The 19,029-nt window shown below is 60.9% G+C and carries 17 protein-coding genes; 9 read left to right on the top strand and 8 right to left on the bottom strand.

The window, feature by feature from the left end; genetic code table 11:
- Positions 1-755: 755 nt before the first annotated feature.
- From DDE77_RS06300 to DDE77_RS06275, 6 genes are all read right to left on the bottom strand, one after another.
- Positions 756-1,649 carry a LysR family transcriptional regulator gene (locus tag DDE77_RS06300; RefSeq protein ID WP_108396577.1) on the bottom strand — a complete coding sequence of 298 codons (894 nt, stop codon included), beginning with the start codon at positions 1,647-1,649 and terminating at the stop codon, positions 756-758.
- 34 nt (positions 1,650-1,683) lie between these two features.
- Positions 1,684-2,634, bottom strand: a complete 951-nt coding sequence (gene trxB, locus DDE77_RS06295) for a thioredoxin-disulfide reductase (protein WP_108396576.1) — start codon at positions 2,632-2,634, stop codon at positions 1,684-1,686.
- 154 nt (positions 2,635-2,788) lie between these two features.
- Complete coding sequence (greA, locus tag DDE77_RS06290; protein ID WP_108396575.1) at positions 2,789-3,262, bottom strand: transcription elongation factor GreA; 474 nt, start codon at positions 3,260-3,262, stop codon at positions 2,789-2,791.
- A gap of 235 nt (positions 3,263-3,497) precedes the next feature.
- Positions 3,498-4,031: a superoxide dismutase family protein gene (locus DDE77_RS06285; RefSeq protein ID WP_108396574.1), complete on the bottom strand. Its 534-nt coding sequence runs from the start codon at positions 4,029-4,031 to the stop codon at positions 3,498-3,500.
- A 112-nt stretch (positions 4,032-4,143) separates the two neighbouring features.
- Positions 4,144-5,466, bottom strand: coding sequence for a M16 family metallopeptidase (locus tag DDE77_RS06280; protein WP_108396573.1), 1,323 nt, complete (start codon positions 5,464-5,466; stop codon positions 4,144-4,146).
- A gap of 3 nt (positions 5,467-5,469) precedes the next feature.
- A complete protein-coding gene (locus DDE77_RS06275) occupies positions 5,470-6,822 on the bottom strand; it encodes a M16 family metallopeptidase (RefSeq protein WP_108396628.1) in 1,353 nt (450 codons plus the stop codon).
- Between the two features lie 137 nt (positions 6,823-6,959).
- Here DDE77_RS06275 and ettA point away from each other — a divergent pair, with 137 nt between their 5' ends.
- The 3 genes from ettA (at position 6,960) to DDE77_RS06260 (ending at position 10,065) form a co-directional block, all read left to right on the top strand.
- Positions 6,960-8,615 (top strand): energy-dependent translational throttle protein EttA, encoded by a 1,656-nt coding sequence (gene ettA, locus DDE77_RS06270; RefSeq protein WP_108396572.1) that lies wholly within the window; start codon positions 6,960-6,962, stop codon positions 8,613-8,615.
- 260 nt (positions 8,616-8,875) lie between these two features.
- Positions 8,876-9,226: a hypothetical protein gene (locus tag DDE77_RS06265; protein WP_108396571.1), complete on the top strand. Its 351-nt coding sequence runs from the start codon at positions 8,876-8,878 to the stop codon at positions 9,224-9,226.
- Positions 9,223-10,065 carry an alpha/beta fold hydrolase gene (locus DDE77_RS06260; protein ID WP_108396570.1) on the top strand — a complete coding sequence of 281 codons (843 nt, stop codon included), beginning with the start codon at positions 9,223-9,225 and terminating at the stop codon, positions 10,063-10,065. Before DDE77_RS06265 ends, DDE77_RS06260 begins: the two co-directional genes overlap by 4 nt.
- A 167-nt stretch (positions 10,066-10,232) precedes the next feature.
- On the opposite strand, the gene DDE77_RS06255 is transcribed toward DDE77_RS06260, so the two are convergent.
- Entirely contained in the window at positions 10,233-10,667 is a 435-nt protein-coding gene (locus DDE77_RS06255) for a host attachment protein (protein ID WP_108396569.1), read from the bottom strand.
- A 190-nt stretch (positions 10,668-10,857) separates the two neighbouring features.
- Here DDE77_RS06255 and rarD point away from each other — a divergent pair, with 190 nt between their 5' ends.
- Positions 10,858-11,799 (top strand): EamA family transporter RarD, encoded by a 942-nt coding sequence (rarD, locus tag DDE77_RS06250; protein ID WP_108396568.1) that lies wholly within the window; start codon positions 10,858-10,860, stop codon positions 11,797-11,799.
- A gap of 7 nt (positions 11,800-11,806) precedes the next feature.
- On the opposite strand, the gene DDE77_RS06245 is transcribed toward rarD, so the two are convergent.
- Complete coding sequence (locus DDE77_RS06245; RefSeq protein ID WP_108396567.1) at positions 11,807-12,703, bottom strand: hydrogen peroxide-inducible genes activator; 897 nt, start codon at positions 12,701-12,703, stop codon at positions 11,807-11,809.
- 99 nt (positions 12,704-12,802) lie between these two features.
- Here DDE77_RS06245 and DDE77_RS06240 point away from each other — a divergent pair, with 99 nt between their 5' ends.
- The 5 genes from DDE77_RS06240 (at position 12,803) to DDE77_RS06220 (ending at position 18,960) form a co-directional block, all read left to right on the top strand.
- Positions 12,803-14,299 (top strand): catalase, encoded by a 1,497-nt coding sequence (locus DDE77_RS06240; protein WP_108396566.1) that lies wholly within the window; start codon positions 12,803-12,805, stop codon positions 14,297-14,299.
- 364 nt (positions 14,300-14,663) lie between these two features.
- Positions 14,664-15,794 (top strand): DUF2336 domain-containing protein, encoded by a 1,131-nt coding sequence (locus tag DDE77_RS06235; RefSeq protein WP_108396565.1) that lies wholly within the window; start codon positions 14,664-14,666, stop codon positions 15,792-15,794.
- A gap of 224 nt (positions 15,795-16,018) precedes the next feature.
- Entirely contained in the window at positions 16,019-16,987 is a 969-nt protein-coding gene (locus DDE77_RS06230; protein WP_108396564.1) for an ArsR/SmtB family transcription factor, read from the top strand.
- Positions 16,980-17,882: a methylenetetrahydrofolate reductase [NAD(P)H] gene (gene metF, locus DDE77_RS06225; RefSeq protein ID WP_108396563.1), complete on the top strand. Its 903-nt coding sequence runs from the start codon at positions 16,980-16,982 to the stop codon at positions 17,880-17,882. Before DDE77_RS06230 ends, metF begins: the two co-directional genes overlap by 8 nt.
- Positions 17,883-18,069: 187 nt before the next feature.
- Positions 18,070-18,960, top strand: a complete 891-nt coding sequence (locus DDE77_RS06220; RefSeq protein ID WP_108396562.1) for a hypothetical protein — start codon at positions 18,070-18,072, stop codon at positions 18,958-18,960.
- Positions 18,961-19,029 lie beyond the last annotated feature (69 nt).

The following is a 19,029-nucleotide window of genomic DNA, read 5'->3' as shown; positions in this document are numbered from 1 at the left end:
TGGACCCAAGCCGAGGGAGGAGGATACGGCTTCGATCCGATGTCGCTTAAACGCGGGTCCGAGGGAGGAGGATACGGAGCGGCGTTTCCGGCGACAAAGCCAATATAGATTTTGACCATTTGGTCAGCAATAGATGGGTCAACATGCCTGCCATGCATTGCAAACAGCGACAAACTGTCAACCGGCGATACCAAGGCATCACTGCTTCATCTAATGCACATGGCGTCCTGCGGTTCCCAACTCGCCCAGGTTGATTTCTGCTGCACGGCAGGCAAACGAAAAAAAGGCCCTGTCCGAAGACAGGGCCTGCATGACTGGGCCGAAGCCAAATCCAGAGTCTTGGCAGAGGGCAAGGGAGGAGGAGATGCGCTCTGCCGGTGAGCCTTGATCGTGGGAGGAGGATACGATCGCGGCTCGGTGTTGCGATGCGGGGTCCGAGGGAGGAGGATACGGAGCGCGCCTCAGCAACGATACCTATATGAACTCTATTGCCTTGGTCGACAATACGGCGGCGGGCATGTCAGCCATGCGAAACCTGCAGATGAGAAGAAAAAAAATATGGCCCCGCCCGAGGGGAGAGCGGAGCCATAAGGCTAGCAGGATTTTTCACCAAGCTAGGAGGGAACGCAGGGGGCGCAAGGGAGGAGGAGGGAAGCGCCCGCTGTGTGTGGCCCATATAAGAGGCACGCGCCTGCCCAACAATCGGGCACCTGGCATATAAGATATGCAGTCAGCGCATGAGCTCTGAAAGGCTCCTAGAAGCTCCACTCACGCGCTTTACCCACGAGGAAATCGCGGAACACGCCGACGCGCTTGGAATTCTTCAGCGCTGGCGGATAGACGAAATAGGCCTCATAGGCCGGCAGCTCGATTTCTGGCAGCACCTGGACCAACCCGTCTTCTTCCTCGGTCACATAGTCTGGCAGCATGGCAATGCCGATGCCGGCGCGGCAGGCTTGCATCATGCCATATACAGCGTTGACCTTGAGCACGGCGCGGCGCGGGCTGGAATCAGTACGGCCCATGCGCTCAAGGAAGTTGATGTCGCCGAGATAAGAGGGGACTGGCTCGCCGAAGCTGATGATGCGGTGATCGTCCAGCTGCTCGGCGCTGGTAGGTACGCCGTGTTCCTCGATATAGCTGTTGGATGCGTAAAAATGGTTGTGCACCGTGAACAGCTTGCGCTGGATCATCTCGGACTGGTTTGGCCGGTGGAGGCGAATGGCCACGTCCGCCTCGCGCATGGCAAGGTCGAGTTCGGCGTCGTTGAGGCGGATCTCGAGCTGGATGAGGGGATAAAGCTTGAGAAACTCATCAAGCCGCGAAGACAGCCAGGTGGAGCCGATACCGACAGTCGTGGTGACGATCAGCGGCCCGGTCGGAACATCCTGGGACTCCGACATCTGCGTTTCCACCTGCTGCAGTTCCCAGTGCATGCGGTGGGCAGTGCGGAACAATTGCTCGCCCACCTCGGTCAGCACCAGGCCACGAGCATGGCGGATAAAGAGCTTCAAGCCCAAATCGTCTTCCAGCGCCGAGATCTGCCGCGACACCGCCGACTGACTCATGCCGAGCTTTTCGGCAGCGTGAGTGAAGCTGCCGGATTCTGCGGCGGTATGGAAAATTCTCAGTTTGTCCCAGTCGAGCATTTTGACGCTTTCTCGTTAGGTGGGCGGGCGGCGCTTACTCCGCCGCTTCGGCAAGTTCGTGTTCGGCCAGATATCGTTCGGCTTCCAGGGCCGCCATGCATCCCATGCCGGCGGCAGTGATGGCCTGGCGATAGACATCGTCGGTCACGTCGCCGGCGGCAAAGACGCCGGGGATGTTGGTTTCGGTCGTGCCGGGTTTGACCTTGAGATAGCCGCCCGGTTTCATCTCCAGCTTGCCCGCAAAAATGGACGTTGATGGTGCATGGCCAATGGCAATGAAAATGCCATCGATGGGCTGCTCGTAAGTGCGGTTTGCGGCAAGATCACGGAGCGTCACTGAATTCACCGATGGCGGCATGGCGGAACCACCGATGTCAGCGATTTCGGTGTTCCAGCGCACTTCGATCTTGGGGTTCTTGAACAGGCGTTCCTGCAGGATGCGCTCGGCGCGGAACTCGTTGCGACGATGAACCAGGATGACCTTGGAGGCAAAGTTGGTGAGGAAAAGGGCTTCCTCGACAGCCGTATTGCCCCCGCCAACCACCAGCACTTCCTTGTTGCGATAGAAAAAGCCGTCGCATGTGGCGCAAGCGGAAACGCCAAAGCCCTGGAATTTCTGCTCGGAAGGTAGGCCTAGCCATTTCGCCTGGGCGCCTGTGGCGATGATGATGCTGTCAGCGGTGTAGATCTCGCCGCTGTCGCCGGTCAGGACAAAGGGGCGGCGGTCGAAGTCGACATGGGTGATCAGGTCGCTCACCATCTTGGTGCCGACATGCTCGGCCTGAGCCTTCATCTGATCCATGAGCCATGGACCCTGGATCACATCGGCAAAGCCTGGATAGTTTTCCACATCGGTAGTGATGGTGAGCTGGCCGCCCGGTTGCAGACCCTGAATCATCACAGGTTCGAGCATGGCGCGCGCTGCATAGATGGCGGCAGTGTAGCCGGCAGGTCCCGAACCGATGATGACGACTTTGGCGTGCATCGCAGCGCTCTCCGACTTTCTGCCCTTTCCCGCACCACTAGTTAATGGGGGAAAGAGCAAGGTTTCAAGGCAAACTGTGCCACAAGGCGAGCGCGCCTGTGGTTAACAAACCGAAATATGGCGCCATGCAGGGCAAACGCCCTGCCAAGCAGCGCTAAATGTATTGGATCTTGATGATCTCGTAGCTTCTTGCGCCGCCCGGCGCCGATACTTCAAACGAATCGCCTTCTTCCTTGCCGATCATGGCGCGGGCGATGGGCGAGGAGATCGAGATGCGGCCTGCCGAGGCGTCGGCTTCCGGATCGCCCACCACTTGGTAGGTTTTTTCTTCCTCGGTGTCCTCGTCGATATAGGTGACGGTCGCGCCGAACTTGACCGTCTTGCCGCCGATTTTGGTGACATCGATGATGTCAGCGAGCGCGAGAATGGTCTCGAGTTCCTTGATGCGGCCTTCGTTGAGGCTCTGCTGTTCCTTGGCGGCGGAATATTCCGCGTTTTCGGACAGGTCCCCATGCGCGCGCGCTTCAGCAATGGCGTCGATGATGCGACGGCGCTCGTTAGAGGTGCGGTGCTCAAACTCGGCGGTCAGGGCCTTGTGGCCGCCTATCGTCATCGGGATCTTGTCCATTCATACGCCTCCATCGGCACGGCACAATAATAGGCTCACCCTCAGCCAAAATCCGTTCGGCCTGCGCTTCAGGAATAGTTCTGAGGGGAATAGGGGCAAATTGCCTGCCCGCCGCGTTGCGGTCAAGCAGGCGCCCACAAGTAGATGGGCATAATTATGCGCCTGTTCAAGTTTTTGACGAGATGGAAGGCATAGATAGGCCACCCCGCTCAATTAGGAGGGGGTGGCCGGGTCGTCAGGGCTGTGTCGCGGCTTCGATCACCGCACAGGCGATGCGGTCGCCAGAATTGCCGGAAGGGTCGGTGGCATAGTCGTCGGCATCGGCGTGAAGGACCAGGGCGGTGCCGTCATCGTCAAACACATAGGCGTCATCGCCTTCATCGAGCGAGACCATGTCGGTGCTGAGGTCCAGCGACACCGTTCCGGCTTCGCTTGCTGTGACATTGGGCAGATCGCCGGCATGCGGGCCATCCGGGTTCTCGTGCCCATGCTTGTGATCGGTGGGGTTGAAGTGCGATCCGGCTGATTCAAAAGCGGTGCTGGCGTCACAGTCACCGGTCTGGTGGAAGTGAAAACCATGCTCGCCTGCGGGGATTCCGGTCAGCTCGCCTGTGATGGCGACACCATCCTCGCCTTGGGTCAGTGTCGCAGTGCCGATCGCCACGCCCTCCGCGTTCACGAAGTTCGCGGTGGCGCTTGTTTCGCTCTGGGCCAGTGCGGGCAGTACCAGCGCCAGGGCAAGAGCTGAACTCAGGGCCATTTTCTGCATGATGCTTTATCCACAAGTGCGTCAGATGCTGCCCCAACGACGAGGAGGCGTGCTTGTTCCTTCTTGCGATCATGCTTACCGATTGTGAACGATCACAGCTCCAAGCGAAACCCTAGGGTGTAGGTTCCGCCTTGGGCCCGAGCAACATGGTAGTGGGCTTGGTGCCCAGAAGCTGGGCTGCGGCCGCCCGGACGTCCTCCATTTCAACCGCCTGCAGCATGGCGCTGCGTTCATTGATGTAGTCAGCGCCAAGACCGCGCAATTGCAGACCCACAATGGTGTTGGCGATGGCGCTCGAGGACGACAGCTCATTGAGCGCATAGGAGCCGATGAGGTATTTCTTGGCCAGGGCCAGTTCCTCGGGTGTCGGGCCCTCGGCAGCCATTCGGGCGACCACGTCCTTGATGACGCCCAGCGTTTCGCCGGCTCGTTCGGCATTGGTCGAGGTGCCGATCACCAGGGCATCGGCATGCTTGAGATTAAGCAGGTTCGCGCCGACGCCATAGCTCAGCCCCCGCTTCTCACGCACTTCCTGGTTGAGGCGGGACAATAGGCTGTCGCCACCCAGGATGTGGGTCATCAAATAGGCGGCAAAGAATTGCGGGTCGGTGCGCTCCATGCCGGGGAAAGCCATGTAGATCGAGGTCTGGGGCAGGGGGTATTCCACTGCAAGATCCTGCCCCAGGTTCAGCGCTGCGTCGGGCACGGGCTGGAGGTCTGGTTTTTCTGGCAGGGCGCCAAACAAATCATCCAGCGCACGCTCCGCATCTTCGGCATTGATGGCGCCGACAATGCCCACATGAAGGCGCTCGCGGGCAAAAACGGCGCGATGGAAGGCCCGCAGATCCTCAGCTGTCACTGCGGCTAGGCTTTCCGGCGTGCCTTCGCGCGGGCGGGCATAGGGGTGGTCGCCATAGATAGCCTGCGCCCACATTTTCTGCGCTGCCGTTTGCGGATTGCGCGCGGCGGCGCGAAGGCCGGAAACCAGTTGCGCCCGCATGCGATCGATCGGATTCTGGTCGAACCGGGGCTGCTGGATGGCGAGCTTGAGAAGGCCCAATGCTTCATCGCGCTGATCGGCAAGCAGGCGCATCGAACCATAAACTGCATCCAGATCAGACGCGAAGGCCATTTCAGCACCGGCATCATCAAGCCTGATCTGGAAGGCTTCGCTATCGAGATCGCCAGCGCCCTCGTCGAACAGGGCTGTGATGAGGTCCGACAACCCCTCCTTGCCGATGGGGTCCTGCGTGGCGCCTCCTTCAAAGGCGAAGCGGATGGTGATGATGGGGACCGAGTAATCCTCCACCAGCCAGGCATCGACGCCACCGGGCGAGGTGATTTCCTGGAACTCGACCACGGCAAAGGCGGGTGCCGTCCCCAGAAGAACGGCGAAGGTGACAAGGAGCGAGCGGAAGGCGCGGACGATGGTCATGGCTTACTCCTCTTCCTGCTCGGCAGGGAGCAGATAGCTGGTCACGGCAATGGATGGGTCGAGATATTTGGCAGCGACCGCCTGCACCTGTTCGGGCGTAACCGCGCGAATGCGATCAGGCCACTCTTCGATGTCCTGGAGGGTACGGCCGGTCGCGAGCATGCTGCCATAAATATTGGCCATGCTAGCCTGCTGGTCGCGGGCAAAGATCAGGCTGCGCACAAAGCGCATCTTGGCGCTTTCAAGTTCCCGCTCCGTAATGCCGTCGCGGATCAGCCGTTCCAGTTCACGATCAACCGCGGCTTCAACGTCTGCAATGGTGTGCTCGCCCTGCGGCGCGCCATAGACCGTGAAGGCTGATGGATCATAGGCGCCGCCGGCGTAACCGGCGCCGGCACCCGCTGCAATACCTGTTTTCACGACGATTTCCTGGTAGAATCGCGACCGCGTGCCGCCGCCCAGGATTTCGCTCAGGAGATCCAGCGCTTCGGCCTCGCCCGGCTCAGCCGTGCGGTAATTGGGGACGATCCAGTTGCGCGAAAAACTAGGCAGGCCCACGCGCTGGTCGGTGAGGGTCACGGTGCGGGCAGTGTCCTGCTTGGGCTCGGACGGGCGGATGCGCGGGGGGAGATCGGCTCCGCGTGGCACCCGGCCATAGCTTGCTTCGGCCAAAGTCCGAACTGTTTCGGGATCGACGTCGCCGGCGACAACCAGCACGGCATTATTGGGTGCATAGAAGCGCTTGTAGAACGCCATGGCGTCTTCCCAGTTGAGCTGCTCCACCTCGTGCATCCAGCCAATGGTGGGAATGCCATAGGGGTGGTTCTGGTACAGCGTTGCCGTCAACTCCTCCCCCAGCAAACCTTGCGGATTGTTGTCGGTCCGCTGGCGGCGTTCCTCGATCACCACATCGCGCTCGGCGCCAACGATCTCCGGCGTCAGTACCAGGCCAATCATGCGATCGGCCTCGAAATCCATCATCGTGCCGAGCGCCTCGGGCGGGATGGTCTGCATATAGGCCGTGACGTCGCTGGTGGTGAAGGCGTTGTGATTGCCGCCCAATTCATTGACCACGCGGTCCAGCTCGCTTGCCGGGTGCTTGGCCGTGCCCTTGAACATCAAATGCTCAAGGAAATGGGCATTGCCCGACTTACCCGGCAGATCATCGGCGCTGCCGACCTTGTACCACACCATATGGGTGACGATCGGCGCCCGCCGGTCTGGGATAACGACAACCTCCAGGCCATTGTCCATGGTCCAGCTGGCAATCTCCGTTTGCGGCGGCGGTTCCTGCGCCAGGGTCGGCATGGCAAGAACAAAACTAAGCGTCAGCGCCAACAGGTCGCGAAAGATCATGGAGGGCTCCGGAAAAACACCAAGGGCAGGTCGGGCAGCAATCATCGGCTAACGGGGCTGAATTGAGGCCGGTTGCCCTTCATGCCCGCATCCCTTAGATACGGGCCCAAATCCCTCAATGCCAAGGACTGCGCCGCATGGCTCGCCAGTTTATCTATCATATGCACGGAATGTCGAAATCCTATGCCGGCGGCAAAAAGGTGCTCGATAACATCCATCTCAGCTTCTACCCCGACGCCAAGATTGGTGTGCTGGGCCCCAATGGCTCGGGTAAATCGACCCTGCTCAAGATCATGGCGGGCATCGATACCGAGTTCCAGGGTGAAGCCTGGGCCGCGCAGGGCGCCAAGATCGGCTACCTCGCGCAGGAGCCCGAGCTTGACCCCAATCTGAACGTGCTGGGCAACGTGATGACCGGCGTCAAGGAAAAGAAGGCGATCGTTGATCGCTACAACGAGCTGATGATGGAGTATTCGGACGAAACGGCCGATGAAGCATCGCAGCTGCAGGACAAGATTGATGCCGAAAACCTCTGGGATCTGGAATCGCAGGTCGAGGTAGCCATGGAAGCCCTCGGCTGCCCTCCGGGCGATGCCGATGTAACCAAGCTTTCTGGTGGTGAGCGCCGCCGCGTGGCTCTTTGTGCGCTGCTGCTGAGCAAGCCCGATTTGCTGCTGCTCGACGAACCCACCAACCATCTCGACGCCGAAACTACGGCATGGCTGGAGCGCCACCTGCGCGAGTTCGAAGGCGCCGTTCTGATCATCACCCACGACCGCTACTTCCTCGACAATGTGACCGGCTGGATCCTCGAGCTCGATCGCGGTCGCGGCGTACCCTATGAAGGCAATTATTCTGCCTATCTGGAAGCCAAGGCGAAGCGCTTTGCTCAGGAAAAATCCGAAGACGCAGCGCGCGCCAAGGTGCTGGAGCGTGAACGCGAATGGATGGGTCAAAGCCCGCAGGCGCGCCAGTCCAAGTCCAAGGCCCGCCTCAAGGCCTATGACGAACTGGTCAAGCTCAACGAAGCTCGCACCCAGTCTACCGCAGCGCAGATCATTATTCCCCCGGGCGAACGGTTGGGCCACAATGTCATCGACGTGGAAGGGCTCAGCAAGTCTTTTGGCGATCGCCTGCTGATCGATAATCTCAGCTTCAAGCTGCCGCCCGGTGGCATTGTGGGCATTATCGGGCCAAACGGCGCCGGCAAGACCACCTTGTTCCGCATGCTGACGGGCCAAGAAAAGCCCGACGCGGGATCCATCACCGTGGCGGAGAATGTACACCTTGGCTATGTCGACCAAAGCCGGGACTCGCTTAATCCCAACAAGACCGTCTGGGAGGAAATCTCGGAAGGCGACGAGGTGCTCCTTCTGGGCAAGCGCGAGGTGAACTCACGCGCCTATACCTCCTCGTTCAACTTCAAGGGCGGCGATCAGCAGCAAAAGGTCGGCAATCTTTCGGGCGGCCAGCGCAATCGCGTTCACTTGGCCAAGATGCTCAAGAGTGGCGCGAACGTCCTACTCCTTGACGAGCCCACCAACGATCTGGACACCGAAACCCTCGCGGCGCTTGAAGAGGCGCTGGAGGAATTCGCCGGTTGCGCCGTGATCATCAGCCACGATCGCATGTTCCTTGATCGCCTGGCGACCCATATGCTGGCCTTTGAGGGCAACAGCCATGTGGAATGGTTCGAAGGCAATTTCGCCGACTACGAAGCCGACAAGATCCGCCGCCTGGGCGCCGATGCGGTGAACCCCAAGCGCGCGACCTACAAGCCGCTGACGCGGTAAGCTCCACACACCCACCCCCGATGTCATCCCGGCCTCCAGCCGGGATCCATCACGGGATGGGGCCACAGCCGCAAGGTGGATGAGATGATGCAGGATGGACCCTGGGCTGAGCCCGGGGTGACATCCAGCGTGGGTGCGGGCTGGTGCCCGAACCAGCGCATCGCCTCATTCACTCAACTCACTACAAACCCAAGACAAAGCCCTGCTTCTCACGCTAAACATGGTGGGACGCAGGCGTGACGAGGACTTAGGGGACGGGGTTGAACAAGAAGATGATGCTTGCGGCGGCGATCTTTGCTGCCGCAGCAATGGGTGGACCGGCAGCGGCACAGCCGGGGCAGTGCAGCGTTACCGGATGGGGCATATTCGATTGCGACGTGGTTGTTGATGGCGGCGGGTTCAGCTTCGGCTTGCCCGACGGGGCAATGCTGGCGTTCACCCTGACCGAGCCAGACGTCGGCCTGGCTTTTCTCCTTCCGTCAAACTCCGAGCCTGGCCAGCGTCCTCGCCCACAGGGTGAGTTCCAGCCTGCCAAGGGCAAGCCGGGCTGCTGGACGAATGGGGATGGCTTTGAGTTCTGCGCCATGGTGTTGGAGGAGCAAGGCACATGAAAGCCGAGGGATTTACGGTTGAGGTGAATGGCGCAACGCTCGCGGCGGTCCAGGTCGGCGAGGGCCTGCCCGTGGTGTTCCTTCACGCGGGCGTCTGTGACAAGCGCATGTGGGAAGCGCAGATGGCAGCTGTTGCCGAGGATGGCTGGCAGGCTCTCGCCTATGACCGGCGCGGCTATGGCGACACGGAAAGCGCCGATGTGTCGTTCAGCCACATCGATGATCTGGATGCCGTGCTGCGGCAACTGGACATCCATGCGGCTGTATTTGTCGGCTGCTCGCTGGGCGGTGGCCTCGTCGTCGACTTTGCCCTGCGCTATCCCGGTCGGGTGCTCGGCCTCGTGCTGATCGGTACTTCGGTGACAGGATCGCCGTGGACAGCGACAGAAGCAGAGCAGCAGATCGAAGCCGCCGAGGAAGATGCCTTTGAGCGTGGCGATTGGGACATGCTCAATCGCGTGCAGGCGCATGAATGGCTGGATGGCCCTCGGGGGCCAAATGGCCGCGTTGGCGGCGCCGTACGCGAGCTGTTCCTTGACATGAATAGCAAGGCCCTGAGCAAGCCATGGCTCGGGAAGGAAGAGCGCCCACTTGAAGCCTGGAGCCGGGTAGGGCAGATCGGCGCTCCCACGATGCTCCTGGTGGGAGACCAGGATTTCACCGCCCTGATCGAGCGGCACGACTATCTGTCCGAAGAAATGCCCAACGCCTTCGCCGCGGTGCTCGAAGGGGTCGCGCACATCCCCAGCATCGAGCGGCCAGATCTGGTCAATTCATTGCTGCTGGAATTCCTCGACGCCATCGATGGTGTGGATGATGAGGAGGCGGACGAAGAGTAAGCCCGAAGTGCTTCAAACCCGCGGTGTCATCCCGGCCTTGAGCCGGGATCCATCTTGAGATGTACGGTTGCGCCGCTAGCTTGATCATGCAGACCAACTTGCGGCTGTGGCGCGATCCTGAGATGGGCCCCGGGTCGAGCCCGGGGCGACACGCGCGTGCGACAGGCTTAAGCCGCAATAATCCCGTCGAAATGCTGGTCCAACTGCGCAGTGGGCAGATTGGTCAAATCCTTGTTCAGTTCCGCCACGATGGTCTTTTTCACCGCCGGCGACATGGCCTTGCGGATGTCGCCCAGAGCAATAGGCGCGGCGGCGATGATAAGCCGGTCGAACGAGCCCTGTTGCTGGTGCTTGTCGAGAATAACGGCCAGGTTCTTCACGAAATCCTGCTCGCGCTGTTCCACGGGGTCGACGCGCGGCGCCATGGACCCACCAGTCGCGCCGCCGCCAGGACGGTCGGTCACGAGGTCCTTGGCGCGCAACGGCTCATTGGACCATTGCAGACCTTCCACTTGCTTGAGCCCTTTTCCCGGACCAGTGTTTTCCAGAACGCGCGCCTGCGCACCGTCTGCGATCAAAACCCAGGTGACGGTCTTTTTCATGTGTAGCTCCTGCTGGTATCGGTCAAGACGCCCGGAATCGGGCCAAGGGTTCAACGCCGCGTCGGGCAAAAGGTTGGGGGAGCAATCAGCTTTTAGCCTGAATGTGATCACAAACTCTCATTGGTCGGCCGCCTCGGGCGCTGCTATCAGACCGGCGGTGCACCTGGTTTGAAGGTGCGGAGTTTGCCTGATGTCCCTGCCTGAAGCGGCCCCCGAAGCGCCCCTCTCTCCTGCCCAGTCGTCCCTTCCTGCCGTCGATGCACGCGACACACGCAACGGCGTCGTTGCCGCGCTTGTGGCCTACTTCGCCTGGGGTTTCCTGCCCATCCTGTTCCGTCAGCTGGATTCTGCCGGCTCGGTGCTGATTGTGGCGGAGCGCACCGTCTGGTCGCTGGTGCTGCTGGCGATCATCCTGCGGCTGATGGGCGGATTCGGCGAGGTGCGGGCGCTGTTTGCCGACCGTCGCCGGGTATTGGTCACCCTTCTTTCGGCGGTTCTGCTGGCCGGCAATTGGCTGCTTTATGTCTGGGCGGTGGAAACGGGGCAGGTGCTGGAGGCTAGCTTTGGCTATTTCATCAACCCCCTGGTCAATGTCGCCATGGGCATGGTCTTGCTGGGCGAGCGGCAGAACCGGCTGCAGACCGTTTCCATCCTGATCGCCATTGTCGCCATCGCCATTCAGGCTGTGGGCCTGGGCGCCATCCCCTTTGTGGCGCTTGGTCTAGCCCTGTCCTTCGGCTTTTACGGCTACTTCCGCAAGACCGCGCAATTGGGCCCGGCCAATGGGCTTTTTGCCGAAACCCTGATGATCGCACCTGCTGCGCTTGGCTATGTCATCTACGACATAGTCTCCCATGGCGCAGGGCCCCACGCCGATCCATATCTCATGACGCTGCTGGTGCTGACTGGTCCCGCCACGGCCGTGCCGCTGCTGCTGTTTGCCTATGCCGTGCGGCGCCTGCGCCTCACCACGATTGGCATGTTCCAGTATATCGCCCCGTCCATTCAGTTCCTGGTGGCGATCTTCCTGTTCGGCGAACACCTCAATGGATTGCGGCTCCTAAGCTTTGCGCTGATCTGGGTGTCGTTGGCCGTGTTCAGCTATGACAGCTTTCGCAGACGCAGCAGGTAGGGCAGGTCTATAAGGCTGGCTCAGCCCTCCGGATCAGCTCGACCATCCTTTCGAATATAGCGGCAAAGGGCGCTCCTTCGCGCCAAACGAGAGACAGCAGGCGCCCGGCGCCTGGAGACTCCAGCCTGTGAATGGCAATGCGCGGATCATTGGCTTCCTTGCGCAGGGCAATCTGCGGCAGGAGCGTCACGCCCTGACCATTGGCAACGAATTCCACGATGGTGGACAAGGAAGTCGCCGCAAAGGTGCGTATCGAGGATGCGCTTTGGAGCCGGCAAGCGGCTATTGTCTGGTCGCGAAAGCAATGGCCTTCATCCAGAAGCAGGATTCGCTCTGGCTCGAGGGCGTTGAGTGTGATCGGCCCGGGCGGCGCTTCGCCGGCCTTTGTTGCTAAAACGAAGGGGTCCTGGAAAAGGGGGCGGCTCACGATGCGCGGGCTGCCGCCGGGCGCTTCCGTGCCGATCAGCGCCACATCGAGGCTGCCATCCACCAAAGCCTCGATCATGGCTTCGGTGCGGTTTTCGCTCACGGTGAAGCCGACGGCCGGCAGTTCGGCAGTTAGGCGAGGAAATATCTCGGGCAGCAGATACGGCGCTACAGTGGGTATGAGGCCAAAGCGCAAGGGGCGGTCGGGCTGACCGCCATTGCCGCGCGCAAAGGTCCACAAGCCATCTGCCTCCTGCAGCACCTGGCGTGCCCGAGCAACAAACTCCTGACCAAACGGGGTCAGCCGCGTGCCGCCCCTGAGCCGATCGAACAAGGGCGTGCCGCAAATATCCTCAGCCATCTGGACTTGCTGGCTTAGCGCCGGCTGGCTGATGTTGCACAAGGCTGCCGCGCGGCCAAAGTGTCCTGTGTCTGCGACGGCCACGATATAGCGCATCTGCTTGAGGGTGAACGTCATAATAGGCCCAGCTTATCACATCAAGAAGATCAATCAATTTGCCTAATTGGTCTGCGGCGGCCAGAAGGGGCGTGGACACCATTCAGGGGAGAAAACAACATGGGCGATAGACCCATTATGACCACCAGCGCCGGCGCACCGGTGCCCGACAACCAGAACTCGGAATCCGCCGGCCCGCGCGGTCCGCTGCTGATGCAGGACTACCAGCTTATGGAAAAGCTGGCGCATCAGAATCGCGAGCGCATTCCCGAGCGCGTCGTGCATGCCAAAGGCTGGGGCGCCTATGGTACGCTGACCATCACCAACGATTTGTCCAAGTACACCATCGCCAAGATTTTCGGGGAAGTGGGCAAGAAGACGGACCTCCTGATCCGCTTTTCCACCGTTGCCGGCGAGATGGGCGCAGCCGATGCCGAACGCGACGTGCGCGGCTTCGCCGTCAAGTTCTATACGGACGAAGGCAATTGGGACCTAGTGGGCAACAACACGCCTGTGTTCTTTGTGCGTGATCCGCTGAAGTTCCCGGACTTCATCCACACGCAAAAGCGCAATCCGCGCACCAATATGCGCTCCAAGACTGCCATGTGGGATTTCTGGAGCCAGAGCCCGGAATCGCTGCATCAGATCACGACGCTCTTCTCGGACCGTGGCCTGCCGGTCGCGCCCATGTTCATGAACGGCTATGGCTCGCACACCTATTCCTTCTGGAACAAGGACGGGGAACGCTTCTGGGTGAAGTTCCACTTCAAGACCCAGCAGGGGCACAAGTTCTACACCAATGCGGAGGCCGAGAAGGTCATCGGGCAGGATCGCGAGAGCTATCAGGCCCATCTGTTCGGCACGATCGACCGGGGCGAGTTCCCGCGCTGGACCATGCAGGTCCAGATCATGCCAGAACTCGATGCCGACAAGACCGCTTACAACCCGTTCGACCTCACCAAGGTGTGGCCACATGCCGAATATCCGCCGATCGATGTCGGCGTGGTCGAGCTCAACCGCAACGCGGACAACTACTTCGCCGAGATCGAGCAGGCGGCCTTCTCGCCCTCCAACAAGGTGCCGGGCATCGGCTATTCGCCCGACAAGATGCTGCAGGCGCGCGTGTTCTCCTATGCCGATGCGCAGCGCTATCGCCTGGGCACGCACTACAACGCCCTGCCGGTGAACCAGCCCAAGGTGCCGGTGCATCACTACCACAAGGACGGAGCCATGCGCTTCTTCCCCAACAATCCCAACCCCAATGCCTATTACGAGCCGAACTCGTTTGGTGGCCCGGTTGAGGATCCATCGGTAAAAGAGCCGCCGCTGCGGATCGTTGGAGATGCGGATCGGTATAATCACCGCGATGGCAATGACGACTACAGCCAGCCCCGCGCCCTGTGGAATCTGTTCGACGACGCGCAAAAGGGCCGGCTCTACGACAATCTTGCCGCCGCCATGGATGGCGTTCCCGACGAGATCATTGAGCGGCAACTGGTGCATTTCGAGCGGATCGATCCCGCCTATGCCCAAGGCATTCGTGCCGCGCGCGCGGCGCTGATCGCAAAGGCCACGGACACGATCTCCGACAGCGAAAGCGCCGTCGCGGCGGAATAAGGCAAAGCGCGGCTTCACCACCGCGCGTCACCCTCGGGCATAAACCCGAGGGTTCTGTACTTGCCTCAGCAATGTGAAGTGAAGAGCCCGAGGGTGACGATCTATATGTGTTAAACCCATGGTTTCACCTCCTGGCCTTGTCGCCAAGGAGACCTCATGGTGAGCCTGTCGAACCATGAGGTTTGGTGCAGCAATGGTGCCACACCCTTGTCCTTCGACAGGCTCAGGATGAGGGCTACTACCGCCCCTCGGCAAATCTCATAAAATTTAAATCAAATCGCCCGCCCACGTTTGACTACGTACGAGCGAGTTCGGTCCAGATTGTGCCCATCTTTCCACGGGCAGGACCGGGGTCGCAGGGCAAATGAACAGAGAACTTGATCAAGGCGAGCGGGCGTTTTCGAGCTTTCGCGTATTGAATGGCGACGACAACCATTCCGAGCGCGAGCATCTGTTCCGCAATATGGCGCAGCTGTTCAGCTATGTCTCGGACCGGTGCGATGACGAGCAGGTTGCCCAATATGATGAGGTTCTGTGCCAGCTCGCTGAGCTTGTGGAAGTGGAGGCGCGGGCTCATGTCGCCAAGCTCCTAGCACCGCTGGAGCGGGCACCGGGCACGGTTGTCGTGAAGCTCGCCAACGACAATATCGAAGTGGCCGAGCCACTGCTGCAATTTTCCAATGTGTTGAGTGATGATGATCTAATCGACATTATCGGTCACCAGAGCGAAGAACATCGCATCGCCATTGCCGGGCGCAACAATGTGCCAGAGCGCGTGGGCGAAGCCATTGTGGAGCATGGCGACACTTCATCCGTGAAACGCCTCGTGCGCAATTCCAATGCCGAGTTCGACAAGGCCACGCTACAGAAGCTGGTGCGCCGTGCGACCGAGGACGCCGAGATTGCCGCCGATCTGCGGGGTAGGAGCGATCTGGATTGGAAGTCCCTGCGCAGTGAGATCGACAACGTTTCCACCAAGGTTCTCGAAAACCTTGGGCCCGCGAGCCAAATGGATCCCGTAGCAGCCGGCAAGATCAATGCCGTCGTCTACAACCGCATGCGCAACCGCGCCGGCTTCTCCGCGACCGAATGGAAAGTGGCCTATAACCAAGTAAAGGCCCTGAGCGATCGCAAGCAGCTCGATGAGCGCGCTCTCGCCCGTTTTGCCCGCTTTGGCTATGGCCACCACGCGGCAGCCGCGCTCGCGGTGATCCTGCGCGTCGGCCCCGAAGTGTTCGTAAAATGGCTGGCCAGCCAGGACTATGTGGCCATCACCGTCGCTCTGCGCGCCGCAGGTCTCAGCTCTGATATGTTCGAAGCGCTATTTGCGACCTTGCCCTGGCGGGACCTTCCCACCGAAGCCGACAAATCCATGGTCCTTTCCCGCTTCAGCGCGTTGGATGAGGACGAAGCGACCAGCATCTTCCAACTCTGGCGCGCCCATTCCTTCCGCAAGCGCGCCGCGAGCGAGCACAGGGAACAGATGAGCGCCTAGCACACGCAGGGCTGTAGACCATCAACTTCCCAACCATTGCGTGGCCCTCGGACCAGATCCGGGGGGCACTTTATTTGTCGTGAAGGACCTAGGCCAAACCGGATCGCCTACACTTGGAAAAAAGCGGGGGCGATCCTTTCATCTTTGAGAAACAACAAACTTCCCCCTAGACGAGCCCTGCATATCACATATAAAGATATCTTTATATCACATGTGGGGCGCTGGTGGCGGATCTCGGAGAATTGGTTGGCGTGCTGAAAGCCGCGGGGGAGGGGACGCGTTTGCGGCTCCTGGCCTTGCTGGCCGATGGCGATCATTCGGTCAAGGATCTGACCGAGATTCTCAAGCAAAGCCAGCCGCGCGTCTCGCGTCATCTCAAGCTTCTCGCCGATGCCGGGCTAATCCAGCGCAATGCTGAAGGGGCGTGGGCCTATTATGGCCTGGCTGAAGATGGCGATGGCGCCGCTCTGGCGCAGTGGCTGATCGGTCGGATCGACGGCGACCATCCCGACCGGCGCCGCGATGTGGAACGCCAGCAGGCGGTTCGCGCGCACCAGCAGGAACAGGCGACGCAATATTTCGCCAAGGTGGCGGGCAGTTGGGATCTGCTCAAGACGCTCCATGTTCCCGAAGAAGCGGTGGAAGCTGCAGTTGTTGAGGCCTTGGGCGGGCGCAGGGTCGATACGCTGATTGATTTGGGCACCGGTACTGGCCGCATGCTGGAGTTGCTTTCGGGCAGCTACAAGCGTGGCATCGGGCTTGATTCCAGCCGGGAAATGCTGGCCGTGGCCCGGTCACGCCTGGCCACCAGCGGCATCGGCCATGCCCAGGTGCGCCTTGGCGATATTGGCGATCCCGATGTGGTGGTGGGGCCCGCCGACGTGATCGTGATCCATCAGGTGCTGCATTATTTCGATGATCCCGGCCGAATGCTGGGGCAGGCCCGGCGCCTGCTCAAACGCGGCGGAGAGATGATCATCGTCGATTTCGCACCGCACAATCTTGAATTCCTGCGCACCGAACATGCCCATCGCCGGCTTGGTTTGTCGCAGGCACAAATGAGCGGTTGGGCTGCTGCGGCGGGCCTGGAAATTGCCCAAACGCGCGAATTCCCCAGCCAGGACAATGAAAATGGCCTGACGGTCTGCCTTTGGCGCCTCAGCGACCAAGTTGAACGGAACAGCAATGCTTGACGACAATCTTCGCGCCAGCCGCCAGACCGCTGCCCAGCGCCCGGACCTGCAGATTTCCTTTGAATTCTTCCCGCCCAAGACAGATGCGATGGAGGAGAAATTCTGGGATAGCGTCCACAAGCTGGCGCCGCTCAAGCCGCGTTTTGTGTCCGTGACCTACGGCGCGGGCGGCTCGACGCGCGAGCGCACCTTGCGCATGGTGCGCTCGATCAAGGCAGAGACCGGCGTTAACGCCGCAGCGCACCTCACCTGCGTCGGTGCCACGCGCGAGGAAGTGGATGATGTGGTGCGCGGCTACCAGGCTGCGGGCGTCAACGGCATCGTGGCCTTGCGCGGTGACCCGCCGGAGGGCGTTGGCCAGCCTTTTGTGCCGCACCCGCAAGGGTATCAAAATGCTGCCGACCTGGTTCGTGGCATTCGGCAGATCGGCGACTTCGATATCTCCGTTGCGGCCTATCCCGAAAAGCATCCGCAGAGCCCCGATTGGGCCACCGAGATCGACAATCTCAAGCGCAAGATCGATGCTGGCGCCAACCGGGCCATCACCCAGATGTTTTTCAGCAATGCAGATTATCTGCGCTATCTCGAGCGTGCTCGGGCGGCGGGGATCACGGCACCGATCGTGCCCGGCATTCAGCCCATCCACAGCTTCCGGCAGATTGCGAGCTTTGCGGCGCGCTGCGGCACCTCTATTCCCGCCTGGCTGGCTGAGCGCTTCGGCGGGCTCGACGATGAGCCCGAAACCCACGCCCTAGTAGCCTCGGCCGTTGCAGCCGAACAGGTGACCGAATTGCTCGATGAAGGCGTCACCGAATTTCACATCTATACGCACAACCGCTCCCCGCTGGCACTGGCGCTGGCGCGTATCCTTGGCCGGCGGCCCGCTGCACATTAGAGTGTTAACTATCTGTTCACCATGATCTGATGCCATGGTGCCAGCTGCGCTAAACAGATAGAAGACGGCGTTCAGGTTCTGTTCAGCTTGCCCTCCATACAAGGGCAGGCTGGAGCCGCTTCATAAAAAGGCCATGAAAACCGGCTTTGTCGCCGCCCGGGGGCGGAATAATTCGGGACGTTAGACCATGCAGATGAATCGCCGCTTGACCAATGGCCTGGCTTGGGCCGGTGCCTTTCTTGTTGTTGGCGTGCCCGCGGCTGACTTGCTGTCCGCCCAGCTTCTGGGTGACCGCACCGCTCCGCCGGCAGCGCAAGTCGCTGTGATCGAGCCCCAGACCGTTGCGCCCGTGCCCGCGCCACAAAACCAGCGTCCGGCCGCCAAGCCTGTCGAGGTTGCAGCCGTCGAGCCCAAGGCGCCTGCGGCAGCTGCGCCCGCCGAGCCGGCGGCGAGCGAGGATGTGGTCGACAAGTTTGTGCAGTCTGGCAAGCCCTTGCCGAGCTATATTACCGGTGCTCCTGCGCAAGCGGCTGCACCCAAGCCGGCGCCTGCTGCCGCGCCCAAGCCTGCCCAGACGGCAGCCGTCCAGCCCGCACCAGTTTCCGCGCCCAAGCCGGAACAGCCTGCCCCAGTGTCTCCGCCGCAGAACGCTGCTGCGCCCGCCGCACCAGCTCCGATCGGACCGCAGCCCGCTCCAGCCGCTCCCCCAGCGGATCCCGTGCAGACTGCTTCCATTCCTGCCAAAACTGCGCCCGTGCCCATGCCGCTCTCCATGCGACCCAAGCCGGTTGCCGTTGCTGCTGCCAACCCCGTTGTCAATCAGCCGGCTTTTGTGGTGAACGAGCCTGTCTTCGTGCCGCCTACGGTTGAGCGCGTTCCGTCCAGGGAGATCACGGCCGAGGATCTGGAGGACTGGGAAACCGGACCATTGGCCGACTTCCTAGCTCGCCGTGAGGCCCCGCGCCAAGCCGAGGCACCCGTTTTTGCTGAAGACGAAGAGTTCTTTGTTGAGCGTGAGCCGCGTTTTCCGCGCCGCGACCGTCTGGTTGGACCCGAGCTGTTCTTTTACGGGCAGTAAACCAACAAGGCCCCCATGCGCTGGAGCATCTGTACCTCCGCGCATGGACCCGCTAGCGTCCTCTTTTTG

Origin of the sequence: Devosia submarina (assembly GCF_003056345.1) — a bacterium.
Classification (GTDB): domain Bacteria; phylum Pseudomonadota; class Alphaproteobacteria; order Rhizobiales; family Devosiaceae; genus Devosia; species Devosia submarina.
Note: the sequence above shows the minus strand (reverse complement) of the source record. Positions and strands in the feature narration are given on the sequence as shown.